Origin of the sequence: Sphingomonas sp. PP-F2F-G114-C0414, from assembly GCF_003688595.1 — a bacterium.
In the GTDB taxonomy this organism is placed as follows: Bacteria; Pseudomonadota; Alphaproteobacteria; order Sphingomonadales; family Sphingomonadaceae; genus Sphingomonas.
Map to the genome: position 1 here is coordinate 301299 of NZ_RCWT01000012.1, position 26078 is coordinate 327376.

General features: G+C 66.9%; 22 protein-coding genes. 14 read left to right on the forward strand and 8 right to left on the reverse strand.

Annotation, left to right across the window (positions count from 1 at the left end; all coding sequences use genetic code 11):
* Positions 1-156 precede the first annotated feature (156 nt).
* Complete coding sequence (locus C8J47_RS13350) at positions 157-846, forward strand: SDR family NAD(P)-dependent oxidoreductase (RefSeq protein WP_121886043.1); 690 nt, start codon at positions 157-159, stop codon at positions 844-846.
* A complete protein-coding gene (locus tag C8J47_RS13355; protein ID WP_121886044.1) occupies positions 836-1771 on the forward strand; it encodes a 50S ribosomal protein L11 methyltransferase in 936 nt (311 codons plus the stop codon). The genes C8J47_RS13350 and C8J47_RS13355 overlap by 11 nt, the downstream gene beginning before the upstream one ends.
* 244 nt (positions 1772-2015) lie before the next feature.
* On the opposite strand, the gene phhA is transcribed toward C8J47_RS13355, so the two are convergent.
* The gene (gene phhA, locus C8J47_RS13360; protein WP_121886045.1) at positions 2016-2894 is read right to left on the reverse strand and encodes a phenylalanine 4-monooxygenase; all 879 of its coding nucleotides are present in this window, start codon (positions 2892-2894) and stop codon (positions 2016-2018) included.
* 22 nt (positions 2895-2916) lie between these two features.
* Here phhA and C8J47_RS13365 point away from each other — a divergent pair, with 22 nt between their 5' ends.
* Complete coding sequence (locus tag C8J47_RS13365) at positions 2917-3582, forward strand: TIGR02117 family protein (RefSeq protein ID WP_121886046.1); 666 nt, start codon at positions 2917-2919, stop codon at positions 3580-3582.
* A 202-nt stretch (positions 3583-3784) separates the two neighbouring features.
* On the opposite strand, the gene C8J47_RS13370 is transcribed toward C8J47_RS13365, so the two are convergent.
* Together C8J47_RS13370 and C8J47_RS13375 are read right to left on the reverse strand one after the other, a co-directional pair.
* On the reverse strand, positions 3785-4063 hold the full coding sequence (locus C8J47_RS13370) for a hypothetical protein (RefSeq protein WP_056047410.1): 279 nt from the start codon (positions 4061-4063) through the stop codon (positions 3785-3787).
* Positions 4064-5068, reverse strand: a complete 1005-nt coding sequence (locus C8J47_RS13375) for a glycerophosphodiester phosphodiesterase (RefSeq protein ID WP_121886244.1) — start codon at positions 5066-5068, stop codon at positions 4064-4066.
* 141 nt (positions 5069-5209) lie between these two features.
* On the opposite strand from C8J47_RS13375, the gene C8J47_RS13380 reads away from it, so the two are divergent.
* The 6 genes from C8J47_RS13380 (at position 5210) to C8J47_RS13405 (ending at position 13068) form a co-directional block, all read left to right on the forward strand.
* Complete coding sequence (locus C8J47_RS13380) at positions 5210-5773, forward strand: 2Fe-2S iron-sulfur cluster-binding protein (protein WP_082441359.1); 564 nt, start codon at positions 5210-5212, stop codon at positions 5771-5773.
* Positions 5770-6750: a xanthine dehydrogenase family protein subunit M gene (locus C8J47_RS13385; protein ID WP_121886047.1), complete on the forward strand. Its 981-nt coding sequence runs from the start codon at positions 5770-5772 to the stop codon at positions 6748-6750. Before C8J47_RS13380 ends, C8J47_RS13385 begins: the two co-directional genes overlap by 4 nt.
* A gap of 2 nt (positions 6751-6752) precedes the next feature.
* Positions 6753-8984, forward strand: coding sequence for a xanthine dehydrogenase family protein molybdopterin-binding subunit (locus tag C8J47_RS13390; protein WP_121886048.1), 2232 nt, complete (start codon positions 6753-6755; stop codon positions 8982-8984).
* Between the two features lie 206 nt (positions 8985-9190).
* Complete coding sequence (locus C8J47_RS13395) at positions 9191-11395, forward strand: xanthine dehydrogenase family protein molybdopterin-binding subunit (RefSeq protein ID WP_121886049.1); 2205 nt, start codon at positions 9191-9193, stop codon at positions 11393-11395.
* A gap of 145 nt (positions 11396-11540) precedes the next feature.
* On the forward strand, positions 11541-12464 hold the full coding sequence (locus tag C8J47_RS13400) for an XdhC family protein (RefSeq protein WP_121886050.1): 924 nt from the start codon (positions 11541-11543) through the stop codon (positions 12462-12464).
* Positions 12451-13068: a nucleotidyltransferase family protein gene (locus C8J47_RS13405; protein WP_121886051.1), complete on the forward strand. Its 618-nt coding sequence runs from the start codon at positions 12451-12453 to the stop codon at positions 13066-13068. Before C8J47_RS13400 ends, C8J47_RS13405 begins: the two co-directional genes overlap by 14 nt.
* Here C8J47_RS13405 and C8J47_RS13410 read toward each other — a convergent pair.
* The 4 genes from C8J47_RS13410 to C8J47_RS13425 form a co-directional block, all read right to left on the reverse strand.
* Positions 13043-14251: an ABC transporter permease gene (locus C8J47_RS13410; protein WP_121886052.1), complete on the reverse strand. Its 1209-nt coding sequence runs from the start codon at positions 14249-14251 to the stop codon at positions 13043-13045. The genes C8J47_RS13405 and C8J47_RS13410 overlap by 26 nt on opposite strands.
* Positions 14252-14423: 172 nt before the next feature.
* Complete coding sequence (locus tag C8J47_RS13415; protein WP_121886245.1) at positions 14424-15080, reverse strand: ABC transporter ATP-binding protein; 657 nt, start codon at positions 15078-15080, stop codon at positions 14424-14426.
* Positions 15081-15138: 58 nt separating this feature from the next.
* Entirely contained in the window at positions 15139-16518 is a 1380-nt protein-coding gene (locus tag C8J47_RS13420) for an efflux RND transporter periplasmic adaptor subunit (RefSeq protein ID WP_121886053.1), read from the reverse strand.
* Positions 16518-17999 (reverse strand): efflux transporter outer membrane subunit, encoded by a 1482-nt coding sequence (locus tag C8J47_RS13425; protein WP_121886054.1) that lies wholly within the window; start codon positions 17997-17999, stop codon positions 16518-16520. The genes C8J47_RS13420 and C8J47_RS13425 overlap by 1 nt, the downstream gene beginning before the upstream one ends.
* A gap of 604 nt (positions 18000-18603) precedes the next feature.
* Here C8J47_RS13425 and otsB point away from each other — a divergent pair.
* The 3 genes from otsB to C8J47_RS13440 are packed head-to-tail and all read left to right on the forward strand — an operon-like array spanning position 18604 to position 22561.
* Positions 18604-19383, forward strand: coding sequence for a trehalose-phosphatase (otsB, locus tag C8J47_RS13430; RefSeq protein ID WP_259467547.1), 780 nt, complete (start codon positions 18604-18606; stop codon positions 19381-19383).
* Positions 19380-21176: a glycoside hydrolase family 15 protein gene (locus tag C8J47_RS13435; RefSeq protein ID WP_121886055.1), complete on the forward strand. Its 1797-nt coding sequence runs from the start codon at positions 19380-19382 to the stop codon at positions 21174-21176. The genes otsB and C8J47_RS13435 overlap by 4 nt, the downstream gene beginning before the upstream one ends.
* Positions 21173-22561, forward strand: coding sequence for a trehalose-6-phosphate synthase (locus tag C8J47_RS13440; RefSeq protein ID WP_056047374.1), 1389 nt, complete (start codon positions 21173-21175; stop codon positions 22559-22561). The genes C8J47_RS13435 and C8J47_RS13440 overlap by 4 nt, the downstream gene beginning before the upstream one ends.
* Before the next feature lie 331 nt (positions 22562-22892).
* On the opposite strand, the gene C8J47_RS13445 is transcribed toward C8J47_RS13440, so the two are convergent.
* Positions 22893-23981 (reverse strand): mechanosensitive ion channel family protein, encoded by a 1089-nt coding sequence (locus C8J47_RS13445; RefSeq protein ID WP_121886056.1) that lies wholly within the window; start codon positions 23979-23981, stop codon positions 22893-22895.
* Positions 23982-24087: 106 nt separating this feature from the next.
* Between C8J47_RS13445 and C8J47_RS13450 the strand changes: the two genes are divergently transcribed.
* Together C8J47_RS13450 and C8J47_RS13455 are read left to right on the forward strand one after the other, a co-directional pair.
* On the forward strand, positions 24088-24840 hold the full coding sequence (locus C8J47_RS13450; protein WP_121886057.1) for an NTP transferase domain-containing protein: 753 nt from the start codon (positions 24088-24090) through the stop codon (positions 24838-24840).
* The gene (locus C8J47_RS13455; RefSeq protein WP_121886058.1) at positions 24837-25952 is read left to right on the forward strand and encodes a hypothetical protein; all 1116 of its coding nucleotides are present in this window, start codon (positions 24837-24839) and stop codon (positions 25950-25952) included. The genes C8J47_RS13450 and C8J47_RS13455 overlap by 4 nt, the downstream gene beginning before the upstream one ends.
* Positions 25953-26078: the final 126 nt, after the last annotated feature.

Below are 26078 nucleotides of genomic sequence, written 5' to 3' on the forward strand. Positions count from 1 at the left end.
TTCACGCGGAGACGCGGAGGGCGGAACCGGAGGTTCTTCGAAACTCTCGTTGTCATACGCAGCGCCTGGCCAACGCGCATCACCTCCGCGCCTCCGCGTGAACCATTCCTTCTTCGGCTTGATGACGGATACGGCCTGCGGCGCTAGAGCTTAGTCATGACCATTCTTCTTACCGGCTCCAGTCGTGGTATCGGCGCGGCTATTCATGCGGCGCTGACCGGTGCGGGCGCTTCCGTCATCGGACACGGGACCGCTAGCGGTATCCCGGCCGACTTCAGCGATCCTGCGGGGCCGACTGCGTTGTGGAACGCTGCGTTGGAACAGGCTGGCGGCGCGATCGATGTGCTGATCAACAATGCGGGGGTGTTCGAGGCGGCACCGCTCGCCGACGACGACTGGACCGCGCAGTGGGAGCGGACGATGCGGATCAACCTGACCGCGTCGGCCGAGCTGTGCCGGTTGGCGGTGCTGCACTGGCAGGCGCGCGGGTTTGGTGGGCGGATCGTCAATATCGCGAGCCGGGCGGCGTATCGCGGGGATTCGCCGGCGCACTGGCATTACGCCGCGTCGAAGGCCGGGATGGTAGCGATGACCAAGACGATCGCCCGGGGGTATGCTCGGGAGGGCATTCTGGCGTTTGCGGTGTGCCCTGGGTTCACGATGACCGGGATGGCGGAGGACTATCTGTCGAGCCGGGGCGGCAATGCGTTGCTGGCGGATATTCCGCTCGGGCGGGTCGCGGCGCCTGACGAGATCGCGGCGGCGGCGAAGTTTTTGACGTTGGAGGCGCCGGCTTCGATGACGGGCTCGGTGATCGACGTGAATGGGGCGAGCTATGTCCGATAGTTGGAAGCTCACCCTCCCCTGCACGCGCGCGGAGGCGGAGGCGATCGATGCGAGCGACGATCTGACGATCGATGGCGTATTGATGACCACGGAAGAGATCGAGGACGACGTCGAATCGTGGCGGCTCGATGCGTATTTCGAGCATGAGCCGGCGGCCGACACCGTCGCGGCGGTGCGCGCGCTGGTGCCGAGTGCGGCGGGGGCCGAGATCGCGGTCGAGCGGTTGGGCGATGCGGACTGGGTGACGATGAGCCAGGCTGGGCTGGAGCCTTTGTCGGTCGGGCGGTTCTTCGTCCATACCGGGGCGCATGCGGGTGCGGCGCCGGCGGACAAGCGGGCGTTTTTGATCGAGGCCAGTCGGGCGTTCGGGACGGGGCATCACGAGACGACCAGCGGGTGTCTAGCGATGCTCGACGGGTTGGCGGCTGCGACGTTTGCGAACGTGATCGATATCGGGACTGGGACGGGGTTGCTGGCGTTTGCGGCGGCGCATCTTTGGCCCGGGGCGACGGTGATGGGGACGGATATCGATCCGGTCTCGATCGATGTGACGGCGGAGAATGCGGCGCTTAACGGGGTCGAGGGGATCGATCTGGTGGTGGCGGATGGCACGCTGGACGATGCGATCGTGGCTCGCGCGCCGTATGATCTGGTGATCGCGAATATTCTTGCCGGGCCGCTGGTGTCGATGGCGCCGGAGATCGCTTCGATTTCGGATGTGGGGGCGACGATCGTGTTGGCGGGGTTGCTGGAGACGCAGCGGGCTGGGGTTGTCGCGGCGTATGAGGCTTGCGGGTGTTCGCTGGAGGCGGTCGACCGGCGGGGGGATTGGAGTGTGCTTCGGTTGCGCGCCGGGGCGGTGAGGTTCGTGGCGGAGGGGCCGTTCGATCCCAAGGGGCGTGATGGGTGGGCGCTGGATATCTAGAATACCCCTTCCCAGCAAAAGCTTGTTCCCCCGCGAAGGCGGGGGTCCAGTCTGGGCCCCCGCCTTCGCGGGGGAACATTCTTTGGGGACGGTTGCGCTTTCCTCCACTTGCGGCACCACCCCGGCGGAGGCCGGGGCCCAGTTGGGTGAACCCTTGCGATAGAACCGCACCGCTATCCCAACTGGGCCCCAGCCTTCGCCGGGGTGGTGGCCTCTCCTGGGTAGTAGCCTTTTTGAGCGGAGCTTATGCGGTCTCAGCGGACGCCTTCGACGTTGCGTACTCCTGCGTGCCCTCGGTGATCACCACATCCCCCGGCTCGATCCGCACGACCGGGATATCCGGGAGCGCCTTCAGCTCCTCGTACAGCGGCGCGAAGTCTGTCTCTACCGTCAGTCTCAACAACTCCTCGAAGCTCGGGATGACGAAATAGTTCTGCTGGAAATCGTCGATCCGATATTCGGTCCGCATCACGCGGGCCAGGTCCAGCGCGATCCGGTTGGGGCTCGGATCGTCGAGCGCGAACCGCGTTTCCGCATAGCTGGAGACGATGCCGGAGCCGTAGATGCGCAGGCCTTCGGGTTCGGCGATCAGGCCGAACTCGACCGTGTACCAGTAGAGCCGGCCGAGATACTTCAGCGCGTCCAAGCCCAGCGCGCGCTGGCCGCCGCGGCCGTAGGCGGCGAGGTAGTCGGCGAAGACCGGGTCGGCGAGCATCGGGACGTGGCCGAACACGTCGTGGAAGACGTCGGGTTCCTGGAGGTAGTCGAGCTGGTCGGGGCGGCGGATGAAGTTGCCCGCGACGAAGCGCCGGTTCGCCATGTGGTCGAAGAACACGTCGTCGGGGACGAGGCCGGGGACCGCGACGACCGACCAGCCGGTGAGCTTGGTCAGGCGCTCGGACAGCTCCTCGAAATCGGGGATGCCGGGCTTCGACAGCTTCAGCACGTCGAGCCCGCGCAGCCAGGCGTTCGAGGCGCGGCCGGGGAGCAGCTTCGACTGGCGCGCGAACAGCGTGTCCCAGGTCGCGTGATCCTCCGCGGTGTAGTCCGCCCAGTTCTGCGGGATCGTCCAGTCGGGCGCGCCTTCGGGTGGGGTGCTCAGTACGTGTGTGTCATTGGCCATCCGGCTGGTCTAGCATGACGGAATGAAGACGGAAACGCACTGGGTTACATGGATTTTACGGGCGATCGCGGCGGTGTTCGGGGTGGTTGCGAGCTATGCGGTGGCGGGGTTGGTCGGCGGGTCGATCCCGAGCAATCGCGACTGGCGGGCGCCGGCCGAGGGCGTGCATATCTTCGTCGAGAGCAACGGCGTGCATACCGGGATCATCGTGCCGAAGGTGGCAGCTGGGGTGGACTGGCGCGGGGTGGCTCGGGCGGAGGATTTGCGCGATCCGCGGTATGGGGCGTTCGATCATGTGGCGTTCGGGTGGGGGGAGAAGAGCTTCTACCTGGAGACGCCGACTTGGGCCGACGTGAAGCTGCGGACCGTGGTCGGCGCGGCATTCGGTAGCACGCGGACGTTGATGCATGTCGACCACCTGCCGAGGCCGCGCAAGGGCGACGGGGCTCGGGAGATTGTGGTGACGCCCGCGCAGTATCGGCGGTTGGCGGCGTATATCCGGGCGAGCTTTCGCGATGGGGGTGCGCGGTATCGGGGGTATGCGGGGTATGATGCGTTTTACGAGGCTAATGGGCGGTATAGCGCGGTGCGGACGTGTAATGCTTGGACGGGGGATGCGCTTCGGTTTGCGGGGGTTCGGGTTGGGTGGTGGACGCCGTTTCCAGTTACTGTGATGGGGTGGTTTTGAGCTTGTTCTCCCGCGAAGGCGGGAGTCCAGACTGGGCTCCCGCCTTCGCGGGAGAACAAGGAAGTCAGGGAACATTGGCTTGGGGAACCACCCCGGCGGAGGCCGGGGTTCAGTTGGGGGACGTTGCTGACTGAGCGCAGCGCTAACGTTACTTCTGTTTCCCAACTGGGCCCCGGCCTTCGCCGGGGTGGTAGAAGGGAGTTCAATTCCCGGCGCGGTAGTCCTGGTATTGGCCGCATTCCGAGCGCTGTGGGTCCTTCTTGCAGCGCTTCGCGAGTTCCTTGCGCTGCTTGCCTTCTTCGGCTTCCTGTTTGCGCATCTTCTTGCCGTAGTTGCGGTCCGATTCTTCCTGGCTGGTGGTGGTCCAGTCGACCGCCTTGCCGGCGACCTGGAACGGTGCCTTCACGATCGAGGTTGCGGTGCTGATGCAGCCACTTACGAGGAACGGCAGCACCGCGAGTACGGGAAGAACCTTACGCATTTACTTTACTCCTGCACGCGCCCGGTCGCGCGCCTGGGCCCCGTATAGCGGAAAGTCGGTGAAGAAACCGTCGATACCTTGTGCAAGGGCTGCGTCGATCTCGGCGGCGATGTCGCCGTGGGCGGCGGGGTCGGTGCCGCGGCGGAAGCGGGTCGGTTCGAAATAGTTTTCGGCGCGGTAGGTCCAGGGGTGGACCCGCAGGCCGGCCGCGTGAGCCTCGGCGACCAGCGTGGTGGGGCTCGCGTCGGTCCAGAGCATGCCCTTGTTCGTGCCGATGCCGTAGGCGTAGGCCGCGACGGCTTTCAGGCCTTCCGGCGTGATCATCGCCTTGTAGCTCGGCTGCGCGCCGTCGGCGGGACCGCCCTCACCGTCCATGAGCTGGATCAAGCGGACCTTGGTCATCTTGCGAAGGCGCTGGAGATTGGCGACCTCGAACGACTGGATGAAGACCGGCGCCTTCGCCGAATCCCAGCCCGCTTCGCGCAGTTCGGCGACCAGTTTCGCGTCGGTCGGATGGCCGATCTTCGCGAAATAGGTCGGGTGCTTGGTCTCGGGGTAAATGCCGATCGTCCGGCCCGTCTCGGTGGTGCGGCGCTTGGCGAGCGCGATGATCTCGGCGAGCGTCGGGATCTGGAACTGGCCGTCATACGCGGTGTTCGCGGGGCGGAGCTTGGGCAGGCGTTCCTTCGCGCGCAACGTCTTCAGTTCGGCGAGCGTGAAGTCCTCGACGAACCAGCCGGTCATCGTCTGGCCGTCGATCGTCTTGGTGGTTTTCCGGCCAGCGAACTCGGGATGGTCGGCGACGTTGGTCGTCTCCACGATATTGTTCTCGTGGCGCGCGACGAGGACGTCATCCTTGGTCGGCACCAGATCGGGCTCGATGAAGTCCGCACCCTGGTCGATCGCCAGCGAGTACGCCGCCAGCGTATGCTCGGGGCGGAGACCGCTCGCACCACGGTGCGCGATGACGATCGGGGGCGACAATCGGGGAGAAGCTGGCGTCATCGCAACAGCTTGCCCGCTCAGCGCTATGAACGCCAGCGTACCAACACGTGAGAGCTTGTCGCAATAGGAAACGATCGGTCGCATCGGCGTTGAGTCCTCGAAATCCGTACATTCCCGGCACATTCAACCAGGGGCACCGCCATGCATTTCACGATCAATGGTCAATCATATGACGCCGAGCCCGATATTCGCACGTCGGTGCTCGACCTGTGCCGCGAGCATCTCGGGCTGACGGGCTCGAAGAAGGGCTGCGACCATGGCCAGTGCGGTGCGTGCACGGTGCTGATCAACGGCCGCCGCGTCAATTCCTGCCTGACGCTTGCGGTAATGCACCAGGACGACGAGATCACGACGATCGAGGGCATCGGCCAGCCGGGCAATCTCCACGCGTTGCAGGACGCGTTCGTGCGGCATGACGGGTATCAGTGCGGATACTGCACGCCGGGGCAGATCTGTTCGGCGGTCGGCATGCTCGACGAGGTCAAGAAGGGCTGGGCCAGCCATGCGTCGGGCGACCTGACCGACCCGAAGTTCGACGATGCCGAGATTTCGGAGCGGATGAGCGGCAATTTGTGCCGTTGCGCCGCGTACCCGAACATCGTCGATGCGATCCGCGAAGTCGGTGGTGCCGAGCCCGCAGGCCGGACCGCGGACGAGAAGGACGCCGCGATGGAAGCAAACGCGCGCGGGGAGCTGGTGGCATGAAGACCTTCACGTACGAGAAGCCCGCGACGCCCGAGGCTGCGGTCAAGGATATCGATACGAGCGGCGCCAAGTTCATCGCGGGCGGTACCAACCTGCTCGACCTGATGAAGTTGCAGGTCGAGACGCCGGACAAGCTGGTCGACATCTCACGACTCGATCTCGCGAAGATCGAGGAGCGCGAGGATGGCGGGCTGACGATCGGTGCGCTGGTGCCGAACAGCGATCTCGCAGCGGATCGCCGCGTCGTCGCCAAGTACGAGGTGCTGAGCCGCGCGTTGCTCGCCGGTGCGTCGGGGCAGTTGCGCAACAAGGCGTCGACCGGGGGCAATCTGCTCCAGCGGACGCGGTGCTATTATTTCTACGACACCGCCGCGGCGTGCAACAAGCGCGAGCCGGGCAGCGGCTGTTCGGCGATCGGCGGGTTCAACCGCATCCTCGCCGTACTGGGGACGAGCGAGCATTGCATCGCGACGCACCCGAGCGACATGGCGGTAGCGATGCGTGCGCTCGACGCGACGATCGTGACGCTGAAGGCGGATGGCGATCGTCGGCGGATCTCGATCCACGACTTTTATCGCCTGCCGGGCGATACGCCGCAGATCGAGAACGCGCTCGAAGCGGGTGAACTGATTACGCACATCGAGCTGCCGGCACCGGTCAAGGGCAAGCAGGAATATCGCAAGGTCCGCGATCGTGCGTCCTATGCGTTCGCGCTCGTCTCGGTGGCGGCGATCGTCGACGTGCAGGACGGCGTGATCGCGTCGGCCTCGCTCGCGTTCGGTGGGCTCGGGCCGATGCCGTGGCGCAACCCGGCGGTCGAGGCGGCTTTGGTCGGCAAGGCGCCTACCGATGAAGCGTTCGAAGCTGCTGCCACCGCGTTGCTTGCCGATGCCAAGGGCTACGGCTCGAACGACTTCAAGATCCCCCTCGCCCGTCGCACGCTGATCGCGACGCTGCGCAACGTCACGGGAGCATAAGCATGTTTGGTCTTGGCACTACGAATAGCCTGACGATGGACAAGCCGCATCCGGACAGTCTTCTGGATACGGGCGTCCAGGGCGTCATCGGCAAGCCGCTCGACCGGATCGACGGTCCGCTGAAGGTCACCGGGACGGCGACCTATGCCGCGGAATACCAGTTCGCCAACATGGCGTATGGCGTACTGGTCGGGACGAAGATCTCGGCGGGCAAGGTCGTTTCGATCGACGTCGATGCGGTCAAGGCGATCCTCGGCGTAATCGACGTCGTTACCGATTTCGACCAGTTCATCCGCGTTTCGGCGCAGGGCGGCGCGACCGATGCACCGACGCAGGGCGTGAAGGACATCGCGTTCTTCGGCCAGATCGTCGCGATCGTGCTCGCCGAGAGCTTCGAGGTCGCGCGCGATGCGGCGGCTCGCCTGCCGATCGAGTATGACGAGGCCGAGGGTCAGTACGACTTCGCCGCGCACCGCGACGAGACGCGGACGCCGCCGGACGATGCGACGCCCGCGCATTTCAAGCAGGGCGATGTCGACAAGGCGATGGCCGAAGCGGCGGTGACGATCGATTCGACCTATGTCACGCCGAGCCAGAATTCGGCAGCGATGGAGCCGCATGCCTCGACCGCGGTGTGGGAAGAGGACGGATCGCTGTCGCTGTACGGCGCCTACCAGATGCCGACCTCGGATGCGCAGCAGCTGGCGAAGTCGCTGGGGCTGTCGGAGAAGAAGGTGCGGATCATCGCGCGCTATATCGGCGGCGGGTTCGGGTCGAAGCTCGGCATCGCACCCGAGAGCGTCGCGGCGGCGATCGCGGCGAAGCAGCTTGGCCGTCCGGTCAAGGCGGTGATGTCGCGACCACAGGTGTTCGAGGCGACGGTGCGGCGGTCGAATACCGAGCAGCATGTCCGGCTCGCGGCGGATGCCGACGGCAAGTTGCTGGCGATCGGTCACGAGACGCTGACGTCGAACCAGCCAACCGAGGATTATTTCGAACCGGCTGGTATCGGCACGCATCTGTTGTACGGCGGTGAGAACCGGTTGATCACGCATGAGGTGGTCGATGTGAACTTCGTTCTGTCGGGCTCGATGCGCGCGCCGGGCGAGGCTGTCGGCATGCTCGCGCTCGAAGGCGCGATGGATGAGCTGGCCGAGAAGCTCGAGATGGATCCGATCGAGCTGCGCAAGCGCAACGATCCGAAGATCGATCCCGAGAAGGACGTGCCCTATTCGTCGCGCAACCTGACGCGTGCGCTCGACGAGGGTGCGAAGAAGTTCGGCTGGGACAAGCGCCAGAAGGCCGGGTCGCGGCGCGAGGGCGAGTGGCTGATCGGCATGGGCGTCGCCTCTGCGGTGCGCGGCAACATGATGATGGAATCGTCCGCCAAGGTCGAAATCCACCCGGACGGCTCGGCGACGGTGTCGTCGGCGATGACCGATATCGGCACGGGCAGCTACACGATTCTCGCGCAGATCGCGTCGGAGATCCTGGGCATCCCGGTCGAGAACATCACGATGTCGCTGGGTGATACCAATGATCCACCGGCGGCGGGTTCGGGCGGTTCGTGGGGCGCGGCGTCTTCGGGTACTGCCGTGTATCTGGCGTGCGAGATGCTGCGCGGGAAACTGGCCAAGGCGGCGGGCGTCGACGAGGACGGCCTGACTCTGAAGGACGGCAACGCGATCGGCGATAACCGCTCGACGCCGATCGGCGAGCTGGTCGGCAAGGGTCTCGAGGCTATTGGACACATCAAGCCAGGCAAGCAGGAGAAGGAGACGTCGCAGGCCGGGTTCGGTGCGCATTTCGCGGAGGTCGCGGTCAACGTGATCACCGGCGAGACGCGGGTGCGACGGATGCTCGGGTCGTTCGCGGCGGGGCGCGTGCTCAACGCGAAGACCGCGCGGTCGCAGTGCCTGGGCGGGATGACCTTCGGGATCGGCACCGCGCTGACCGAGGACCTTGTCCACGATACGCGGACCGGCAAGCTGGTGAACCACGACCTCGGCGAATACCACGTGCCGGCCAATGCGGACGTGCCGCAGATGGACGTCCACTTCGTCGACGAGCGCGACATCCACGCGAATCCGATCCACGCGAAGGGGATTGGCGAGCTGGGGATCTCGGGCGCTGGCGCTGCTGTGGTGAACGCGGTGTATAATGCGACGGGGATCCGGGTACGCGAGTTCCCGATAACGCTGGATAAGTTGCTGGACCAGTTGCCGGCTGTTTGAGGGCTGACGATACCATAAACAGGTACCACCCCGGCGAAGGCCGGGACCCAGTTGGGGGACGAAGATAACAAAGGATCGTCCTCCGTTATAAAGACCTTTCCAACTGGGCCCCGGCCTTCGCCGGGGTGGTGCTGGGGGGATGCGTGGCGCCCTCGTCAAACGTCCCCGCCCTACCCATATCCTTCCCTCCACCCGAGGACCGCAGAATGAACGAACACGTGATGGATGCGGCGTTTCGGCCGGGTGGTCTCGACCGCGCGAAGCAGGGCGTTCTCGGGCTCGGGCTCGACCGGATCGAGGGACCGGCGAAGGTCACGGGCGTGGCGGACTATGCGTATGAGGGCACGCCCGACGGCATCGCCTACGCTGCGATCGTCGGCACGCCGGTCGGCAGCGGGCGTATTCTCGGTATCGACGTGAGCGCCGCCGAGGCGTTGCCTGGCGTCATCGCCATCATTCATAGCGACGCGCGCATGCCGGCTGGCGAATCCAACTCGCGCGCGATGCCGCTGTTCGATACCGACGTCATTCTCCACCTCGGCCAGCCGGTCGCGATCGTCGTCGCGGAGGATCAGGCGATCGCGCGCGATGCCGCGGCGCTGGTCGTCGTCCGCACCCAGGCGGGCGAGGATCGGTTCGACGTCGAGGCGCAGCCGATCGACACCGCGCCGAAAATCGGCTTCCTGCCGCCGATCGACAACGGCGATCTCGATGCGGTGATGGCGGATGCGGCGGTGACGTTCGACCGGACCTACACGACGCCCGTGCACTTCCCCGCCGCGCTGGAGCCGCACGCGACCACCGCGTGGTGGGACGGCGACAAACTCACCGTGCGGTCGAGCAACCAGGTGATCGGCGGCGCGCGGAAGACGCTCGCCAAGGCGCTGAAGATCGATGCGGGCAAGGTGCGCGTGCTCGCGCCTTATGTCGGCGGTGGGTTCGGGGGCAAGACCGGCGTCGGTCCGGAAGCGATCCTCGCGGCGATCGCGGCGGAGGTCGTGGGGCGGCCGGTGAAGGTCGCGCTGCCCCGTCGCCAGACCGCGTATATGGTGCATCACCGTTCGCACACGACGCAGCGGATCCGGATTGCCGCCGACGAGCACGGCGTGATCCTCGGCATGGGGCATGAGAGCGTCGTCGCGCAGAACGACGATGGCGAGTTTCTCGAGCCGGTGCCGTTCGGGACGCTGCCGCTGTACCGGGGCGACGCGCGGCGGTTCAAGACCGACCTGGTGCGCGTCGACCTGCCTGCGAGCGGTGCGGTGCGGGCGCCGGGCGAGGCTGTGGGGACGTTCGGGGTCGAGTGCGCGATGGACGAGCTTGCCGAGCAGCTCGGGATTGATCCGATCGAACTGCGGCGGCGCAACGAGCCCGAGACCGATCCGGTGAGCGGCAAGCCGTTCTCCACGCGGCGGATGCTCGATTGCTACACACAAGGCGCCGAGCGGTTCGGATGGCCTGCAAGCGTGCCGGCGCCGGGGTCGGTGCGCGAGGGCGAATGGCTGGTCGGGATCGGCATGGCGGCGAGTCTGCGCGGCAACTTCACGGTCGAGGCGCAGGCGCGCGTGCGGCTGGAGGCGGATGGCCGCGCGACGGTCGAGTGCGACATGACCGATATCGGTACTGGGACGTACACCATCCTCGCGCAGACTGCGGGCGAGATGCTCGGGCTGCCGGTGGCCGAGGTGAACGTGCGGCTCGGCGATACCGATTTCCCGCCTAGCGCTGGCTCGGGCGGGTCGTTCGGCGCGGGCAGCGCGTGTTCGGCGGTGGTGCTGGCGTGCGAGGATATCCTTGGCGAACTGGCGTTGCGGATGAATGCGGCGCCCGAGGATTTGAGCCTGCACGACGGGTGCGTGAGCGCTAGCGGACGATCGGTGAAGCTTGCCGATCTGGTCCGCGGCGAACCGATCGTGGCGATGGGCAAGACCGGGCCCGGTGCCGAGAGCAAGCGCACCAGCCAGGCGAGCCACGGCGCGCATTTCGTCGAGGTCGCGGTCAACGCGGTGACGGGCGAGACGCGCGTGCGGCGGATGCTGGGCGTGTTCGATGTCGGGCGCGTGCTCAATCGCAAGACCGCGACGAGCCAGATCACCGGCGGGATGGCGTGGGGGATCGCCTATGCGCTGAGCGAGGAGGGCATCGTCGACACGCGGACGGGGGCGTTCGTGAACCCCGATTTCGGCGAGTATCATGTCGCGGTGAATGCCGACATTCCTCAGCTTGAGGTGCATTTCATCGAGGAAGTCGACACGTCCGCGAACCCGGTTGGGGCGAAGGGCGTTGGGGAGCTTGGGATTTCCGGCGCGGGGGCTGCGGTGGCGAATGCCATCTACAACGCGACGGGGGTGAGGGTTCGGGACTTTCCGGTGACGCTCGACAAGCTGCTCGAGGGTTTGCCTGCCGTCTGATCCTCCCCGGTACGGGGAGGGGGACCGCGCCTCTTGGCGTGGTGGAGGGGGCTCCCCCCAAGCGTAACGTCTGCGGCTGGCCCCCTCCACCAGCTGCGCTGGTCCCCCTCCCCGCGTGCGGGGAGGATTAGAAAGAGAACGAGACATGGCCGAAAACGATAGCGTGCTCGCTGCTGCGAAGATCTGGAGGGGCGAGAAGATGGCGATCGCCACGGTCGTCTCGACTTGGGGATCCGCGCCACGCCCCAAGGGCAGCCATATGCTCGTCCATGCCGATGGCCGGTTCGAGGGCTCGGTCTCCGGCGGGTGCGTCGAGAGCGATATCCTCGCCACCGCCGCCGAGGTGATCGCGGGTGCGCCGTTCCAGGTGCGCAACTACGGCGTGGCGGATGCGGCGGCGTGGGAAGTCGGGCTGCCGTGCGGCGGCGAGATCGCGGTGATGGTGCAGCCGGTGTCCGCCGAGGGGTTCGATCCCGAACTGTTCGACCGGATCGCCGAGGCGCGCGATCAGGGCGATGCGCTGACCGTGACGACCGATCTCGCGACCGGACACAGCGACGCGCGCCCGCTGGAGACCGGCGAGGTGTTCGTCAACCGCTACGATCCGCCGCGCCGGCTGCTGATCGTCGGCGCGGTGCAGATCGCGCAGGCTCTGGCAGGGCTCGCGCGCGAACTCGGGATCGAGACGGTGGTGATCGATCCGCGCGCGCGCTTCCTGACCGAGGAGCGGTTTCCGGGCGTGACGCTCGACGATCGCTGGCCGGACGAAGCGATCGCCGCGCTCCGCCCCGGCCCCTCGACCGCGGTCGTGACGCTGAGCCACGACATCAAGATCGACGACCCTGCGCTGATCGCGGCGCTCGCGTCCGAAGCCGCGTATGTTGGTGCGCTCGGCAGCCGCAAGAGCCACGCGGCGCGGCGCGAGCGGCTTGCCTCGGAGGGCGTTACGGCGGAGAACATCGACCGGATCGATGCGCCGGTCGGGCTCGACATCGGCGCGATCGGACCCTCGGAGATTGCGCTGTCGGTCGCGGCGGCGATGATAGGAGCGTTCAATGATCGCCGCTGAAAACGTCTTCCTCATCCTGCTCGCGGCCGGGCGCTCGGAGCGGTTCGGCATTCCCAACAAGCTGGAGGTCCCGTTCCTCAACAAACCGCTCGGCATGCACGTCGTCACCGCGTTCGAGAACATTCCGTTCAAGCGGCGGCTGGTGGTGACCGACGGCTGCAAGCTCGACTTCATCAGCCATCATTTCGAGGTGGTGCATAACGACGATCCCTCGTCGGGCATGTCGCAGTCGGTGAAGCTCGGCGTGCAGTGCGCGAAGGATGAGGGTGCGGAGGCGGTGCTGATCGCGCTGGCGGACATGCCGCGCGTGACCGCCGCGCATATCTACCGGATGCTTGATGCCGCCGACAGCGCGGACGCGGTGGTCGCATCGAGCGATGGCGAGAAGCCGAGCCCCCCTGCCCTGTTCGGGCGCGACCGGTTCGATTTCCTGCTGACGCTCGACGGCGATGCTGGCGCGCGCGATCTGGTGCAGGCGGGGCGGCACGTCGTGACCGCGCCCGCCGAACTGATCGATATCGATACGCCCGAGGATCTGGACCGGCTGCAGGCGCTGGTCCGCGATCCCAAGGCGGCGATCACTCGTGCCTTAACGCGTCGATAGGGTTCATCGCCGCCGCGCGTCGTGCCGGGAAATAGCCGAAGACGACGCCGATCACCGCGGAGATCGCGAAGGCGAAGATGTTGATTTCGGGAACGAACAGCCACTGAACCTTGATCAGCGGCGCGATGATCGCGATCGCCGCCTGCGCGACGATCAGACCGATGACGCCACCGAGGCACGACAGCGCGATCGCCTCGACGAGGAACTGTAACAGCACCTCGCGCGCGACCGCGCCGATCGCGAGACGGATGCCGATCTCGCGCGTGCGCTCGGTCACCGACACCAGCATGATGTTCATGATGCCGATCCCGCCGACCACCAGGCTGATCCCGGCGACCGCGGCGACGATCCCGGTGAGCAGGGTCGTGGTGCCGGTCAGCGTGTCCGAAATCTGCTTGGTGTCGAATATGTTGAAGTTGTTGTCCTGCCCCGCGGCGAGATGGCGACGCTCGCGCAGCAGGTCGGTCAGCGACGCCTGAACCTGTTGCGTGTCATAGCCCTGATCGACGCCGACGAGGATCGCCGCGACGTTCTGGTTGCCGGTGAAGCGGCGCTGGACGGTCTTGATCGGCATGACCACGACGTCGTCCTGGTCGCCGCCGAAGCCCGCCTGCCCGCGCGTGCTGAGCGTGCCGATCACGTCGCACGAGATATCGTTGAGGCGGATCCGCTGGCCGATCGGATCGGCGCCGCGGAACAGGTTCTGGATGACGGTGTTGCCGAGGATGCAGACCGCCTTGCCTGCCGCCTCTTCCTGGCCGGTGAAGACGCGGCCGCCCGCGAGCGGCCAGGGCTGGACCTCGAAATAGGCGCCGGTGGTGCCGTTGATCGTGGTGCTCCAGTTGGCGCCGTTGTAGATCGCGGTGGCGCTGCGCTGTTCGGTCGGGGCGACCGCGGTGACGCCGGCGATCTGCCGCGCGATCGGATCGATGTCGTCCATCTTGAGCGGCGGCGGCGGCGGCCCGCCACCCCCCCGGCCGAAGCCCTGGCCGGGACGGATCTGGAGGATGTTGGTGCCGAGCGACGAGATCGACTGCTGCACCGCGGCGGTGGTCGCCTTGCCGAGCGTGACCATCGTGACGACCGCGCCGACGCCGATGACGATGCCGAGGATGGTGAGGAACGATCGCAGCATGTGCCGGCGGATCGAGCGGAGCGCGAGGACGAGGGTGGTGCCGAACATTAGATTTCTTCCCCCCCGCCCGCTTGCGGGAGGGGGTTGGGGGGTGGGCTCGCGGGTTCGACAAACGCTGCCGCCGCGATCCGCGCTGGAGCTACGGCTGGCGTTACGTTCGAGGTGAGCGCGTGCCCACCCCCGGCCCCTCCCGCTTGCGGGAGGGGGGAAGAAAAGGCGCTCACGAGTCCACCCTCTCGCCTTGGCGGTGCTGGCTTTCGATGCGTTCGACCAGGCCGTCCTTGAAATGGACCACCGTCCGCGCGAACGCGGCCATGTCGGGTTCGTGGGTGACCATCAATACCGTGATGTTCTTCTCTGCGTTAAGCCGCGTGAGAAGTTGCATGATCTCGACCGAGCGTTCGCTGTCGAGGTTGCCGGTGGGCTCGTCGGCGAGCAGCACGTCGGGGCTGGTGACCAGCGCACGGGCGATCGCGACGCGCTGTTGCTGCCCCCCGGACAGTTCTGCCGGAGTGTGGTCCCACCAGTCCGCAAGGCCGACGGTGTCGAGGCTGGCCATCGCCGCATCGCGCCGCGCGCGCTTTTCGTCGCCGCGGTAGAGCAAGGGGAGCTCGACATTCTCCAGCGCGGAGGTGCGCGAGAGGAGGTTGAAGCCCTGGAACACGAAGCCGAGGTGATTGCGGCGGAGCAGCGCGCGCTGGTCGCGGTCGAGCGTCTCGACATGGTGACCCTGGAACGTGAACGTCCCCGCGCTCGGCACGTCGAGACAGCCGAGGATGTTCATCGTCGTCGACTTGCCCGACCCCGATGGCCCCATCACCGCGACGAAATCCCCCGCCGCGATGTCGAGGTCGACGCCCTTGAGCGCCTGGAACATCGTCGCGCCGGTACCGTACGTCTTGGTGACGCCGCGCAGACTTATCAGCGGGGGCGGATTACTGACCACCGCCCGCACCCTTGCTGGCGCCGCCCGACCGGCGCGGAGTCTTGGTCGTGTCGGTGCCGGTGGCGAGCTGGCCGATGATGACCTGCGCGCCGGGCTGGAGATTGCCCGACAGGACTTCGGTCATCGTGCCGTTGGTGTCGCCGGTCGTGATCTGCACCGGCTGCGGGGTGCCGTCGGCGCCCTTGACGTAGATCGTCTGCTGCGAGCCGCGATCGAGCTTGGCGGTCCGCGCGTTGCCGCCGGCGCCGCGGCGTGGCCGGAAGGTCAGCGAGCCGGCGATGCCGCCGCCCTGATCCTTCGCGCCATCCGCGCTCGGCTTGAAGCGCAACGCCGCATTGGGGACGAGCATCACGTTGCGCTTGTCCGAGGTGACGATGTCCGCGGTCGCGGTCATGCCCGGGCGCAGCGTCAGCGACGGGTTCGCGACGGTCAGGTCGGCGGCGTAGGACACCACCTGACCGGTGGAGGTCGTCGCCGTGGTCGTGGTCGACGAGGTCGCCGAGCTGACGGTCAGGTTAGAGCCGAGATCGACGCGCGTGATCGTCGCGGGGAAGGTCTGGCCGGGGAACGCATCCACCGTGAAGCTGGCCTTCTGGCCGACCTTGACCTCGCCGACGTCGGCTTCGTCGATCGCGACCTCGAGCTTCATCTTGGTGAGGTCTTCGGCGATCACGAACAGCGTCGGCGTGTTGAACGACGAGGCGACGGTCTGGCCGGGATCGATCTGGCGCGCGAGCACCACCCCCGTCACCGGCGAGCGGATGATCGCGCGCGCGCGCTGCGTCTGGTTCTGCGCGAGGAGCGCGCGGCTGGCGACAACGTTGGCTTCGGCGACCTTCTGCGCCGCGACCGCACGTGCGTAATCGGCGCGGCCGGTCTGGAGCTCGGTCTTCGACGGCACGCGGCCACCCGAGAGGCGCGAGACCTCTTCGAGGCGGTTCAGCTGCGCGCGCGATTCGGCGACGGTGGCCTGCGCCTGCGCGACCTGCGCCTGGTTCGCCGCGAGCTGAGCGCTGGTTTGGCGGATCTGGTCGTCAAGCTGTTCGGGATCGATCAGCGCGAGCGGCTGGCCCGCCGTGACGCGGTCGTTGACGTCGACGACGACCTTGGTGACGAGACCCGACAGCTGCGAGCCGACCGTGACCTGCGTGGTCGGGGCGAGCTTGCCGGTGGCGGACACGGTGACGGTCAAATTGCCGCGCTGCGCCGCTTGGGTGGAATATTGCGTCTGCTCTTTCGCGCCGAAGCACTTCGCGAGCAGCAGGCACAGCACGACCACGCCGACCGCGATCGCGACCCACTTTACGTAGCGCCTCCAGGGGGCCTGCGGCTTTACGCCGAGGAAATCGTCGATCGATGCGTCGGCCATCAGCGTGCCTCTGAAGTGTTCTGCGCACGCGGTGGCGCTTCGGGAATGACGGTCGAATCCCAGCCGCCGCCGAGCGCCGCATACAGCGCGATCAGCGCAGTGGCGGCATCGGCGCGTGCCTGCGTCGCGCCGTTGCGGGCGGACAGAAGCGCGGTTTCCTGCTGGTTGAGCGTGGTGAAATCGGTGAGGCCGGTGCGATACTGGCTACGGCTGAGGATCGCGGAATTGTTCGACGCGTCGAGCGCGATCGCGAACTGGCGCTCGCGTTCCTGCGCGGCCTGAAGCGCGACGACCGCGTTCTCGACGTCTTCGAGCGACGTCAGCACGGTCGACTTGTAGAGCGCGAACGCACCGTCGGCGGCGGCTTCGCTGGTGCGGACCTGCGAGCGGAGACGCCCGCCGTTGAAGATCGCCTGGGTCAGGCCAGCGAACAGGCTGCCGGTGATCGCATCGCCGATGCTGCCGATCGAGGTCGCGTTGGTGTTCAGGTTGCCGGTGATCGCGAGCGCGGGATAGAGCTGCGCCTTGGCGACGCCGATCCGCGCGGTGGCAGCAGCGAGCGCCCGCTCGGCCGAGCGGATGTCGGGACGCTGGCGCAGCGTGTCGGCGGGGATGCCGACGCCGACCGCGGCGGGGCCGGTCGGGATCGCCTTCACGGGCGCCATCATCGTCCGGAGCGCGCCGGGCGCCTGCGCGGTCAGCACGCCGATCCGCGCCACGGCGGCGGCATATTGCTGATCGAGACTCGGGATCGTCGCGGCGGTCTGCGCGCGCTGGGCACGCGCCTGTTCGGCGTCGACGCTGGAGACGAGTCCCGCCTGGACGCGGAAGCCGGCGATTTCGAGATTGTCGTCCTGGATCGCGAGCGACGCGCGGGCGTTGGCGAGCTGCTGCTGGTAGAGCCGCGCGAGGACGTAGTTGCGCGCGACCTCGCTTTCGACCGAGATCAGCACGGTGGCGTAGTCGTAGCCGGACGCGGCGTACTCCGCGCGGCTCGCCTCGACGGTGCGGCGGATCTCGCCGAACACGCCGACCTGGTAGCTGGCGCTGGCGCCGAGCGTGAAGCTGTTCGCGCCGCCGCCGCCGGTGTCGACGACGGTGCCGTCGGGCAGCGTAAACGAGCGCCCGCCGCCGCGGACATTCTCATTGCGCTGGTAGCCGGCCGAGCCGTTGACCGTCGGGAGCAGCGACGCGCGGTTCTGGAGCAGGCTTTCGCGGGCCTGGCGGAGACGGGCGACAGACTGCGCGATGTCGAGGTTGGCGGCGGCGGCCTGCTCGACGAGCTGGCCGAGGACGGGGTCGTCGAACTTCTGCCACCAGCGGGTGAGGTCTTCGGGCTTGGTCTCGGGAGTGACCGAATACGCTTCGGGGACGCCCAGCTCGGCGGCGGCCTTGGGGTGGTAGTCCGGGCCGACGGTGCAGCCGGCAAGAAGGACGCCCGCGGATACGGGTGCGAAGAGAAGGACGCGGACGCGGGACATGGGCGGCAGGCATGACCAAGCGGCTGGGGCTAGTCCAGCGGTTTTGTGTCGCGAGGTGTCGCAGGTGGGGTGATGGGAGGGGGCTCAACGAGCTCCGGCACCGCCGACTTGCTCGGCCGCTATCCCGATGGGACGTGGTTGCGCTGTCCAACGTGGGCCACTCCCCGCTGCTTTGTTCTCCCGCGAAGGCGGGAGTCCAGTCTGGGTCCCCGCCTTCGCGGGGAAACAAGGTTTGCAGGCCTGAAAGGGAGTGAGATGCGCGTCCTTTGACGCCCCCCCGGCGGAGGCCGGGGTCCAGCTGGAACGTCTGAGGTAATAGCGCGCAACGTGCTTCATTACCGGCCCCCAACTGGGCCCCGGCCTCCGCCGGGGTGGTGGGATGCGATAGGAACATCAGGGTCCGGCTCCTTCTTGTTCCCGCGCCGAGGCGGGGAGCCAGGGTTACGGGCGCTGCGCTGCTTGGTCCTGGGCTCCCGCATTCGCGGGAGAACAACAAGGCGCAGTTCCGCACCCGCAGCCCCCCTCCCCCTCCCCAAAAATCGAACCGCACCCGTTCCAATTTTGCAGTGCAGCGGAACGGAGCGGTGGCGCTAGGGGTTCAGGGATGATGCTAGCCGAACGCCAGCCCGCGACTGATGTCCTCGCGCCGCCCCTTGCCGTGCCCGACGCCGTGAGCCTGTTCTTCGATTTCGACGGGACGCTGGTCGACCTTGCCGCGACGCCGGATGCGGTCGTGGTGAGCCAGATGCTGCTCGATACGCTCGATACGCTCGCCGAGCGCTTCCCCGGTCGCGTCGCGATCATCAGCGGGCGCTCGATCGTGCAGCTCGACGCGATGCTCGGTCGCCACGCGCACCTGTTCGCGGTCGCGGGCAGCCACGGGGCCGAGACCCGCACGCCCGACGACGGCCATGTGGCCGCCGAACGCCCTGCCTCGCTCGAAGCCGCCGCCGACTCGTTCCGCGACTTCGCCGACGCCAACGGGCTCGTCTACGAAGCCAAGAGCCTCGGCGCCGGGCTGCATTACCGGATGGCACCGGATTTCGAACCCGCCGCCGTCCGCCTCGCCGAGGACCTTGCCGTCACGCACGGCCTCACGCTCCAGCGGGGCAAGATGATGGTCGAACTGCGCACCCCCGGCGACAAGGGCGCGGCGCTTCGCGACCTGATCGCCGCGCCGGCGATGGCCGGCAGCGTGCCGTATTTCTTCGGCGACGACGTTACCGACGAGGACGGGTTCGAGGCCGCTCGCGACCTTGGCGGGGCGGGCGTGCTGATCGGCGAGCAACGGCCTACCGCCGCCACCTACCGCCTGAACGACGTTGCCGCACTTCGCGACTGGATTGCTGCCATATTGGAAACACCCATGTTGGAAACACGATGACCGCACCTACCCAAAAAGCCGACATGAACCTGTGGCCGATCGGCAATTGCCAGGTCTCCGCGCTGATCGACAAGACCGGCACGTTCGTCTGGGGCTGCGTGCCCCGCGTCGACGGCGACCCGGCGTTCTGCGCGCTGCTCGGCGGCGATGCGCCCAGGACCGGGTTCTGGGCGATCGAACTGGAGGGCGGTGCGAAAACCACGCAGGCCTATATCCGCAACACGCCGATCCTGGTCACGCGGCACGAGGACGAGGCGGGCAACGCGGTCGAGGTGATCGATTTCTGCCCGCGCTTCGTGCGCGAAGGCCGCACCTATCGCCCGACCAGCTTCGTCCGGATCGTCAAGCCGGTCGCCGGCTCTCCGCGCATTCGCGTCAGGATGCGGGTCGCGACGAACTGGGGGAAGCCGACCGAGCATACGCAGGGCTCGAATCACATCCGCTTCCTGATGGACGACCAGACGCTGCGGCTGACCACCGATGCACCGGTCGGACATATCGTCGGCGAGAACTGGTTCCGGCTCGAACGCCAGATGCACCTGTTCCTCGGCCCCGACGAGAGTTTCGCGGGCGTGCTGCACGAGGCGGCCGAGGCGATGCTGTCGCGGACCAAGGACGAGTGGCGCCACTGGGTGCGCGGGCTGGCGACGCCGGTCGAATGGCAGGACGTCGTCATCCGCGCCGCGATCACGCTGAAGCTGTGCCAGCACGAGGAGACCGGCGCGATCGTCGCCGCGCTCACCACCTCGATCCCCGAGCATGAGGGGTCGGAGCGCAACTGGGACTATCGCTACTGCTGGATTCGCGATGCCTATTATACCGTCCAGGCGCTGAACCGGCTGGGTGCGCTCGATGTGCTCGAGGGCTATCTCGAATATCTGCGCAACATCGTCGATGCGTCGAAGGGTGGCCACGTCCAGCCGCTCTACGGCGTCGGCGGCGAAGCGACGCTGATCGAGCGGATCGAGAGTGACCTGCCCGGCTATCGCGGCATGGGTCCGGTCCGCGTCGGCAACCAGGCGTACGAACAGATCCAGCACGACGCATACGGCCAGATCATCCTGTCGGACGTGCAGGCGTTCTTCGACAAGCGGCTGTTCCGGATGTCGAGCGAAGAGGACTTCAAGAGCCTCGAACTGGTTGGCGACCGGGCTTGGGAGACGTACGACAAGCCCGACGCGGGGCTGTGGGAGCTGCGCACCAAGGCGCACGTCCACACCTATTCGGCGGCGATGTGCTGGGCGGCGTGCGATCGGCTGGCGAACGCGGCGGAGGTTCTTGGGCTCGAGGATCGCCGGACGTTCTGGGAAGAGCGCGCCAACACGATCCGCACCACGATCGAGCATTCGGCGTGGCGCGAGGATACGCAGCGTATCTCCGCGACGTTCGGTGGCGACGATCTCGACGCGAGCCTGATCCAGCTGCTCGACCTGCGCTTCTTTGCGCCCGACGATCCCCGGTTCCAGTCGACGCTGAAGGCGGTCGAGGAGGGTCTGCGGCGCGGCAGCCACATGCTGCGCTATGCGACCGAGGATGATTTCGGCCTGCCGCATACCGCGTTCAACGTGTGCACCTTCTGGCTGATCGAGGCGCTGCATGCGACCGGCCGGACCGCGGACGCGCGTGCGCTGTTCTGCGAGATGGTCGCGCGGCGGACGCCTGCCGGGCTGCTGTCGGAGGATATCGACCCGAATACCGGCGAGCTGTGGGGCAATTATCCGCAAACCTATTCGCTGGTGGGGCTGATCAACTGCGCGGTCCTGCTCAGCAAGCCGTGGAGTGCCGTCCGATGAGCCGCCTCGTCGTCATCTCGAACCGCGTCCAGTCGGTCGATGCGCCCTCGGGCAACCAGGGCGGCCTTGCCGTCGCGCTGCTCGCCGCCCTGCGCGAAAAGGGCGGGGTCTGGTTCGGCTGGTCGGGATCGACCACCGAGACCTTCACCGGGCACATCAATTTCCAGCAGGGCAAGGGCGTCACCACCGCGACGATCGACCTCGAAGAGCAGGATTTCGACGAATATTACAACGGCTATGCGAACCGCACGCTGTGGCCGCTGTTCCATTACCGGATCGACCTGACCGAGTTCGAACGCGACTTTTCCAGCGGCTATGCTCGCGTCAACAAGCGGTTCGCGGAGACGGTGCTGCCGTTGATCGAGCCCGAGGATCTGGTGTGGGTCCACGATTACCACCACGTCCCGCTCGGCCAGGAACTGCGCAAGCTCGGCGTCGAGAACAAGATCGGGTTCTTCCTCCACATCCCGTGGCCGCCGATGGCGATGCTGCTGTCGCTGCCGAGCCACCGTGCGCTGGTCGAGTCGATGTTCGCGTACGACGTGATCGGGTTCCAGACGCAGGACTGGCTCGACAGCTTCCTGCATTACGTCACGAGCCAGCTCGACGGCGTGGTCGGCGAGGATGGCTGGGTGACGGTCGGCGACCGCACGATCAAGGCGATCACCACGCCGATCGGCATTGAGACCGCGGACTTCGAGAAGTCGGCGAACAGCGACGCGGCGCGGCACGCCAAGGAGCGGATGTACATGTCCGCGACAGGTCGCAGCCTGATCGTCGGGGTCGACCGGCTCGATTATTCGAAGGGTCTCGCCGAGCGGTTTGCCGGCTATGAGCGGTTCCTGGGGTCGCATCCGGATCGGCGCGGGCTGGTCTACATGCTTCAGATCGCGCCGCCTTCGCGCGAGAAGGTCGATACGTACCAGGAGATCCGCGCGAACCTCGATTCGATGTCGGGGCGGATCAACGGCGAATATTCGGACATCGACTGGACGCCGATCCGCTACGTCAACCAGGGTTTCCCGCGCGACGTGCTGGCGGGGATCTACCGCGCGGCGCGTGTCGGGCTAGTGACGCCTTTGCGCGACGGGATGAACCTGGTCGCGAAGGAATATGTCGCGGCGCAGGATCCTGAGGATCCGGGCGTGCTGGTGTTGTCGCACTTCGCGGGCGCGGCGACGCAGCTGAAGGACGCGGTGCTGGTCAATCCGTACAGCCCCGAGGAAATGTCCGACGCGATCGACCGGGCGCTGAAGATGCCGCTGGCCGAGCGGAAGGAACGCTGGGAGAAGCTGATCGACAACGTCCGCAAGGAGGACGTGATGTGGTGGTGCGAGCTGTTCATAACCGCGCTCGAGGCGGTGCCCGAGCACGTCGAGGCTTAGGACCGTTCCCAGACCCACTCCGTCATCCTGACGAAAGTCAGGACCCAGGGTCACGAGCGCTATCGTTTTTGGCTCTGGGTCCTGACTTTCGTCAGGATGACGGGGCGTGTGTGGAAAGGTCGGGCGCCATAAGCAGGCGGTTGCGTAGGATCGCTTCGGGCATTCCCTCGCGGACATACGCAGTGCATCGCCGACGTAAGGCGTTGATTACCGCCCTTGAAGCGATACCGGAGTCCGTCGAGGCATAGGTTCACCCCCAGTCGTCATCCTGACGAAAGTCAGGATCCAGAGTAACAGGCGCGCCCTCCGTGGCTCTGGATCCTGACTTTCGTCAGGATGACGGGGAGTGCGTCACCGGATCCGGCGCCATCAGCAGGCGGTTGCGTGGGATGGCCTCAGGCATTTCCTCGCGGATATACTTCAGCAACGCTTCCCGCACATCACACCGCAGATCGAACGCGATCGCAGCGTCCTTGGCGGTCATCAGCCCGCGCAGTTCGATGCAGTCCGTCTTCACGTCGGTCACCTGCAGGTTGTAGAACCTCTTGTCCCAGCGCGGATTGGACGTGACGATCTCGCCCAGCTTCTCGCGCAGCCGCGGCACATCCGCGGAAGGGTCGAGATACCAGAACACCGACCCCATCAGCTGGCTCGTCTCGCGCGTCCAGTTCTGGAAGCTCTGTTCGAGGAACTTCGACACCGGCACGACGAGGCGGCGCTCGTCCCAGATCTTGATGACCACGAAGGTCAGGTTGATCTGCTCGACGCGCCCCCATTCGCCGTCGACGATCAGCACGTCGTCGATCCGGATCGGCTCGGTGAAGGCCATCTGCACGCCGGCGATCAGGTTCTTCAGCGCGGGCTGCGCGGCGGCGCCGACGACGAGGCCGGCGATACCCGCCGACGCCATCAGCGTGACGCCGATCGAGCGGATGCCGGGGACGCTCAGCAGCATCAGGCAGACGCTGATGAAGACGATGAAGAACGTCCCGATCCGTCCGAGAATCGCCGCCCGCGTGCGTTTCCGCCGGGCGCGGAGATTGTCCTCAACCGAGATGTCGGCGCGGATCTCGATGACGTCCTGGAACGCGCGCAGCGCCGCGACCGCGAGCCAGCCGAGCAAGGCTGGGACGAGGAAGCCGAGCAACTGCTTCCACAGATCCTCGACGTCGTTGTCCATCGGCAGGATCCGCGCGACGAACGCGACCGCGACCGAGACGAACACCGCGCGCAACGGGCGGCGGACGCGGGCGAGGACGAGGCCATCGGTCTTGGCGGTCGAGCGGCGCTGGGCGTGGCCGCCGATCCGCATCGTCAGCCAGTGCGCGATCAGCGCGACGAGGACGGCCGCCGCGACGACGGCGACGCTCTCCAGCCAGACCCATTCATGGGGTATGTGAAGCGATCTGAATATGCGCATCAAGGCGCAACGGTGCGTGGCCGTGGATGTTCCGCTGCAGTGCAGCATGGCCGCACAACACGGGACAGCTTTTTTCCTGCCACACTTCGTGCGTAAGTCTGCGCCTATGAAGGCCATCATCCTTGCTGCCGGCCACGGGTCGCGGCTGCTGCCGTTGACGCTGACGACGCCGAAATGCCTCGTGCAGGTCGGCGGTCGTGCGATCCTCGATCATCAGCTCGACGCGGTCGCGGATGCGGGGTTCGACGGCGCGGTGATCGTCGGCGGCTATCGGATCGAGCAGGTCGCGGCGCATCTGGCGGCACGTGACGGTAGCGTGCCGACAGAACTCGTGTTCAACCCGTTCTGGTCGATTGCTAACAGCATCGGCAGCGTGTGGGCATCGCGGGCGTATCTCGAGGCGCCGTTCGCGTTGATGAATGGCGACACGCTGTTCGATGCCGCGATTTTGCGCGCCGCGTTGGCCGATCGGGGCGTCGATTCGGGATCGGGCGTGAAGCTGGTCATCGAGCCGCTGGTGACGCCGGGGCTCGACGACATGCTGGTCGAGGCGGACTGCGACGCTGTCGTCGCGGTCGGCAAGCATCTGGTCGGGCACCAGGCGACGGACCGATCGCTTGGGCTGATCGTGTCGACCGGCGGCAGCGCCTATGCCGAAGCGTTGCGCGCGGTGATCGGCGAGGAGGATGGCATCCACGCGTATCATCACGCTGTCGTCCGGCGCGTCGCGGAAACCGTCGGCGTCCGCGCGGTGCGGGTCGCGGGCGATGTCCGCTGGCAGGAGATCGACCGCCCGGAAGATATCGCGCTGTGGCAGCACGATCATGACGCGTCTGCGGACGCCGCTTCGGGGTCATGACGCAGAAAGTCGCGTTCCTGTTTCTCGGCGAGACGCTGCTGATCCCGCATCTGTATCCGATCGTCGAGGCGCTCGCCGTGAGGTCGGACGTGCCGATCGAGCTCTGGGTGAGCACGTCGGTGCACGAGACGTTGCTGACGCGGTGGACGGCGCCCTTCCCGACCGTCCGCATTCGCCGCGCGCCGGGATTTCGGATCGTTGCGGACGACGGCAGCGGGCGTAATCCGGTGCTGCCGGCGAAGATGCCGATGCTGCTGCGGCTGCTGCCGTATCTGCGCAGCGCGACCGTCGTCGTGTGTGCCGAGCAGACAAGCCTGTGGCTGCCGCGGCTGTTTCCGCTGCGCGCGAAGTTCGTGAAGACGTCGCACGGAGTCGGCTCGATGAGCGCGCGCGACGATCCAAGGCGGCGCGCGGCGGCGCTGACCCTGGTGCCGAGCGAACTGGAGCGGCGGACCTATCTCGACCGCGGGTTCGCGCCCGAGCGGTTCGTCGCGACCGGCTATGTGAAGGCCGATTTCACGCACCGGACGCACGCCGCGCCGCCGTTCGCGGATACGCGGCCGGTCGTCCTGTATACGCCGCATTGGCAGCAGCATCGCTCGTCCTGGTGGCGCTGGGGGGCGGAGGTGGTGCGGCGCATCGTCGCGGACGGGCGCTACAATCTGATCTTCGCGCCGCACCAGCGACTGGTCGAGCGCGCGCCCGAGGTGGCGGATCTGATGCGCGAGATCGGGGACTTGCCGCATGTGCATTGCGACATCGACGGGTTCGCGATGGTCGATGGGAGCTACACCGGCGTGGCGGACGTGTATCTGGGCGATACGTCGAGCCAGGTGATCGAATTCCTGATGCGCCCGCGGCCTTGCGTGTTTCTCAACGCGGGGGGTGCCGCCTGGGAGGGCGATCCGAACTACGCGATGTGGGTGTGTGGGGAGGTCGTTGGCGACGTTGCGGATGTGGTGGCGGCGGTGGATCGGTCGGCGTTGCTGCATGCTGGGTATGCGGCGGTTCAGGCGGAGTTTGCTGGGCGGTCGCTAGGGGCGGTCGAGGGTGGCGCGGCGAGAGCGGCGGGCGAGATCGTTCGGATGTTGGAGCACACGCCGCTCCGCTAAACCCCACCACCCCGGCGGAGGCCGGGGCCCAGTTGGGGGACGTTGCCAACGAAGGACTGCGCGAGCTTACTCTGGTCATTCCAATTGGGCCCCGGCCTCCGCCTGGGTGGTGCAGTCGGGGTGGTG

Excerpts from the sequence above, each read along its gene's own strand:
- C8J47_RS13350 (WP_121886043.1), top strand. The coding sequence starts at position 157 with ATGACCATTCTTCTTACCGGCTCCAGTCGTGGTATCGGCGCGGCTATT.
- C8J47_RS13355 (WP_121886044.1), top strand. The coding sequence starts at position 836 with ATGTCCGATAGTTGGAAGCTCACCCTCCCCTGCACGCGCGCGGAGGCG.
- phhA (WP_121886045.1), bottom strand. The coding sequence starts at position 2,894 with ATGGCCAATGACACACACGTACTGAGCACCCCACCCGAAGGCGCGCCC.
- C8J47_RS13365 (WP_121886046.1), top strand. The coding sequence starts at position 2,917 with ATGAAGACGGAAACGCACTGGGTTACATGGATTTTACGGGCGATCGCG.
- C8J47_RS13370 (WP_056047410.1), bottom strand. The coding sequence starts at position 4,063 with ATGCGTAAGGTTCTTCCCGTACTCGCGGTGCTGCCGTTCCTCGTAAGT.
- C8J47_RS13375 (WP_121886244.1), bottom strand. The coding sequence starts at position 5,068 with ATGACGCCAGCTTCTCCCCGATTGTCGCCCCCGATCGTCATCGCGCAC.
- C8J47_RS13380 (WP_082441359.1), top strand. The coding sequence starts at position 5,210 with ATGCATTTCACGATCAATGGTCAATCATATGACGCCGAGCCCGATATT.
- C8J47_RS13385 (WP_121886047.1), top strand. The coding sequence starts at position 5,770 with ATGAAGACCTTCACGTACGAGAAGCCCGCGACGCCCGAGGCTGCGGTC.
- C8J47_RS13390 (WP_121886048.1), top strand. The coding sequence starts at position 6,753 with ATGTTTGGTCTTGGCACTACGAATAGCCTGACGATGGACAAGCCGCAT.
- C8J47_RS13395 (WP_121886049.1), top strand. The coding sequence starts at position 9,191 with ATGAACGAACACGTGATGGATGCGGCGTTTCGGCCGGGTGGTCTCGAC.
- C8J47_RS13400 (WP_121886050.1), top strand. The coding sequence starts at position 11,541 with ATGGCCGAAAACGATAGCGTGCTCGCTGCTGCGAAGATCTGGAGGGGC.
- C8J47_RS13405 (WP_121886051.1), top strand. The coding sequence starts at position 12,451 with ATGATCGCCGCTGAAAACGTCTTCCTCATCCTGCTCGCGGCCGGGCGC.
- C8J47_RS13410 (WP_121886052.1), bottom strand. The coding sequence starts at position 14,251 with ATGTTCGGCACCACCCTCGTCCTCGCGCTCCGCTCGATCCGCCGGCAC.
- C8J47_RS13415 (WP_121886245.1), bottom strand. The coding sequence starts at position 15,080 with ATGTTCCAGGCGCTCAAGGGCGTCGACCTCGACATCGCGGCGGGGGAT.
- C8J47_RS13420 (WP_121886053.1), bottom strand. The coding sequence starts at position 16,518 with ATGGCCGACGCATCGATCGACGATTTCCTCGGCGTAAAGCCGCAGGCC.
- C8J47_RS13425 (WP_121886054.1), bottom strand. The coding sequence starts at position 17,999 with ATGTCCCGCGTCCGCGTCCTTCTCTTCGCACCCGTATCCGCGGGCGTC.
- otsB (WP_259467547.1), top strand. The coding sequence starts at position 18,604 with ATGATGCTAGCCGAACGCCAGCCCGCGACTGATGTCCTCGCGCCGCCC.
- C8J47_RS13435 (WP_121886055.1), top strand. The coding sequence starts at position 19,380 with ATGACCGCACCTACCCAAAAAGCCGACATGAACCTGTGGCCGATCGGC.
- C8J47_RS13440 (WP_056047374.1), top strand. The coding sequence starts at position 21,173 with ATGAGCCGCCTCGTCGTCATCTCGAACCGCGTCCAGTCGGTCGATGCG.
- C8J47_RS13445 (WP_121886056.1), bottom strand. The coding sequence starts at position 23,981 with ATGCGCATATTCAGATCGCTTCACATACCCCATGAATGGGTCTGGCTG.
- C8J47_RS13450 (WP_121886057.1), top strand. The coding sequence starts at position 24,088 with ATGAAGGCCATCATCCTTGCTGCCGGCCACGGGTCGCGGCTGCTGCCG.
- C8J47_RS13455 (WP_121886058.1), top strand. The coding sequence starts at position 24,837 with ATGACGCAGAAAGTCGCGTTCCTGTTTCTCGGCGAGACGCTGCTGATC.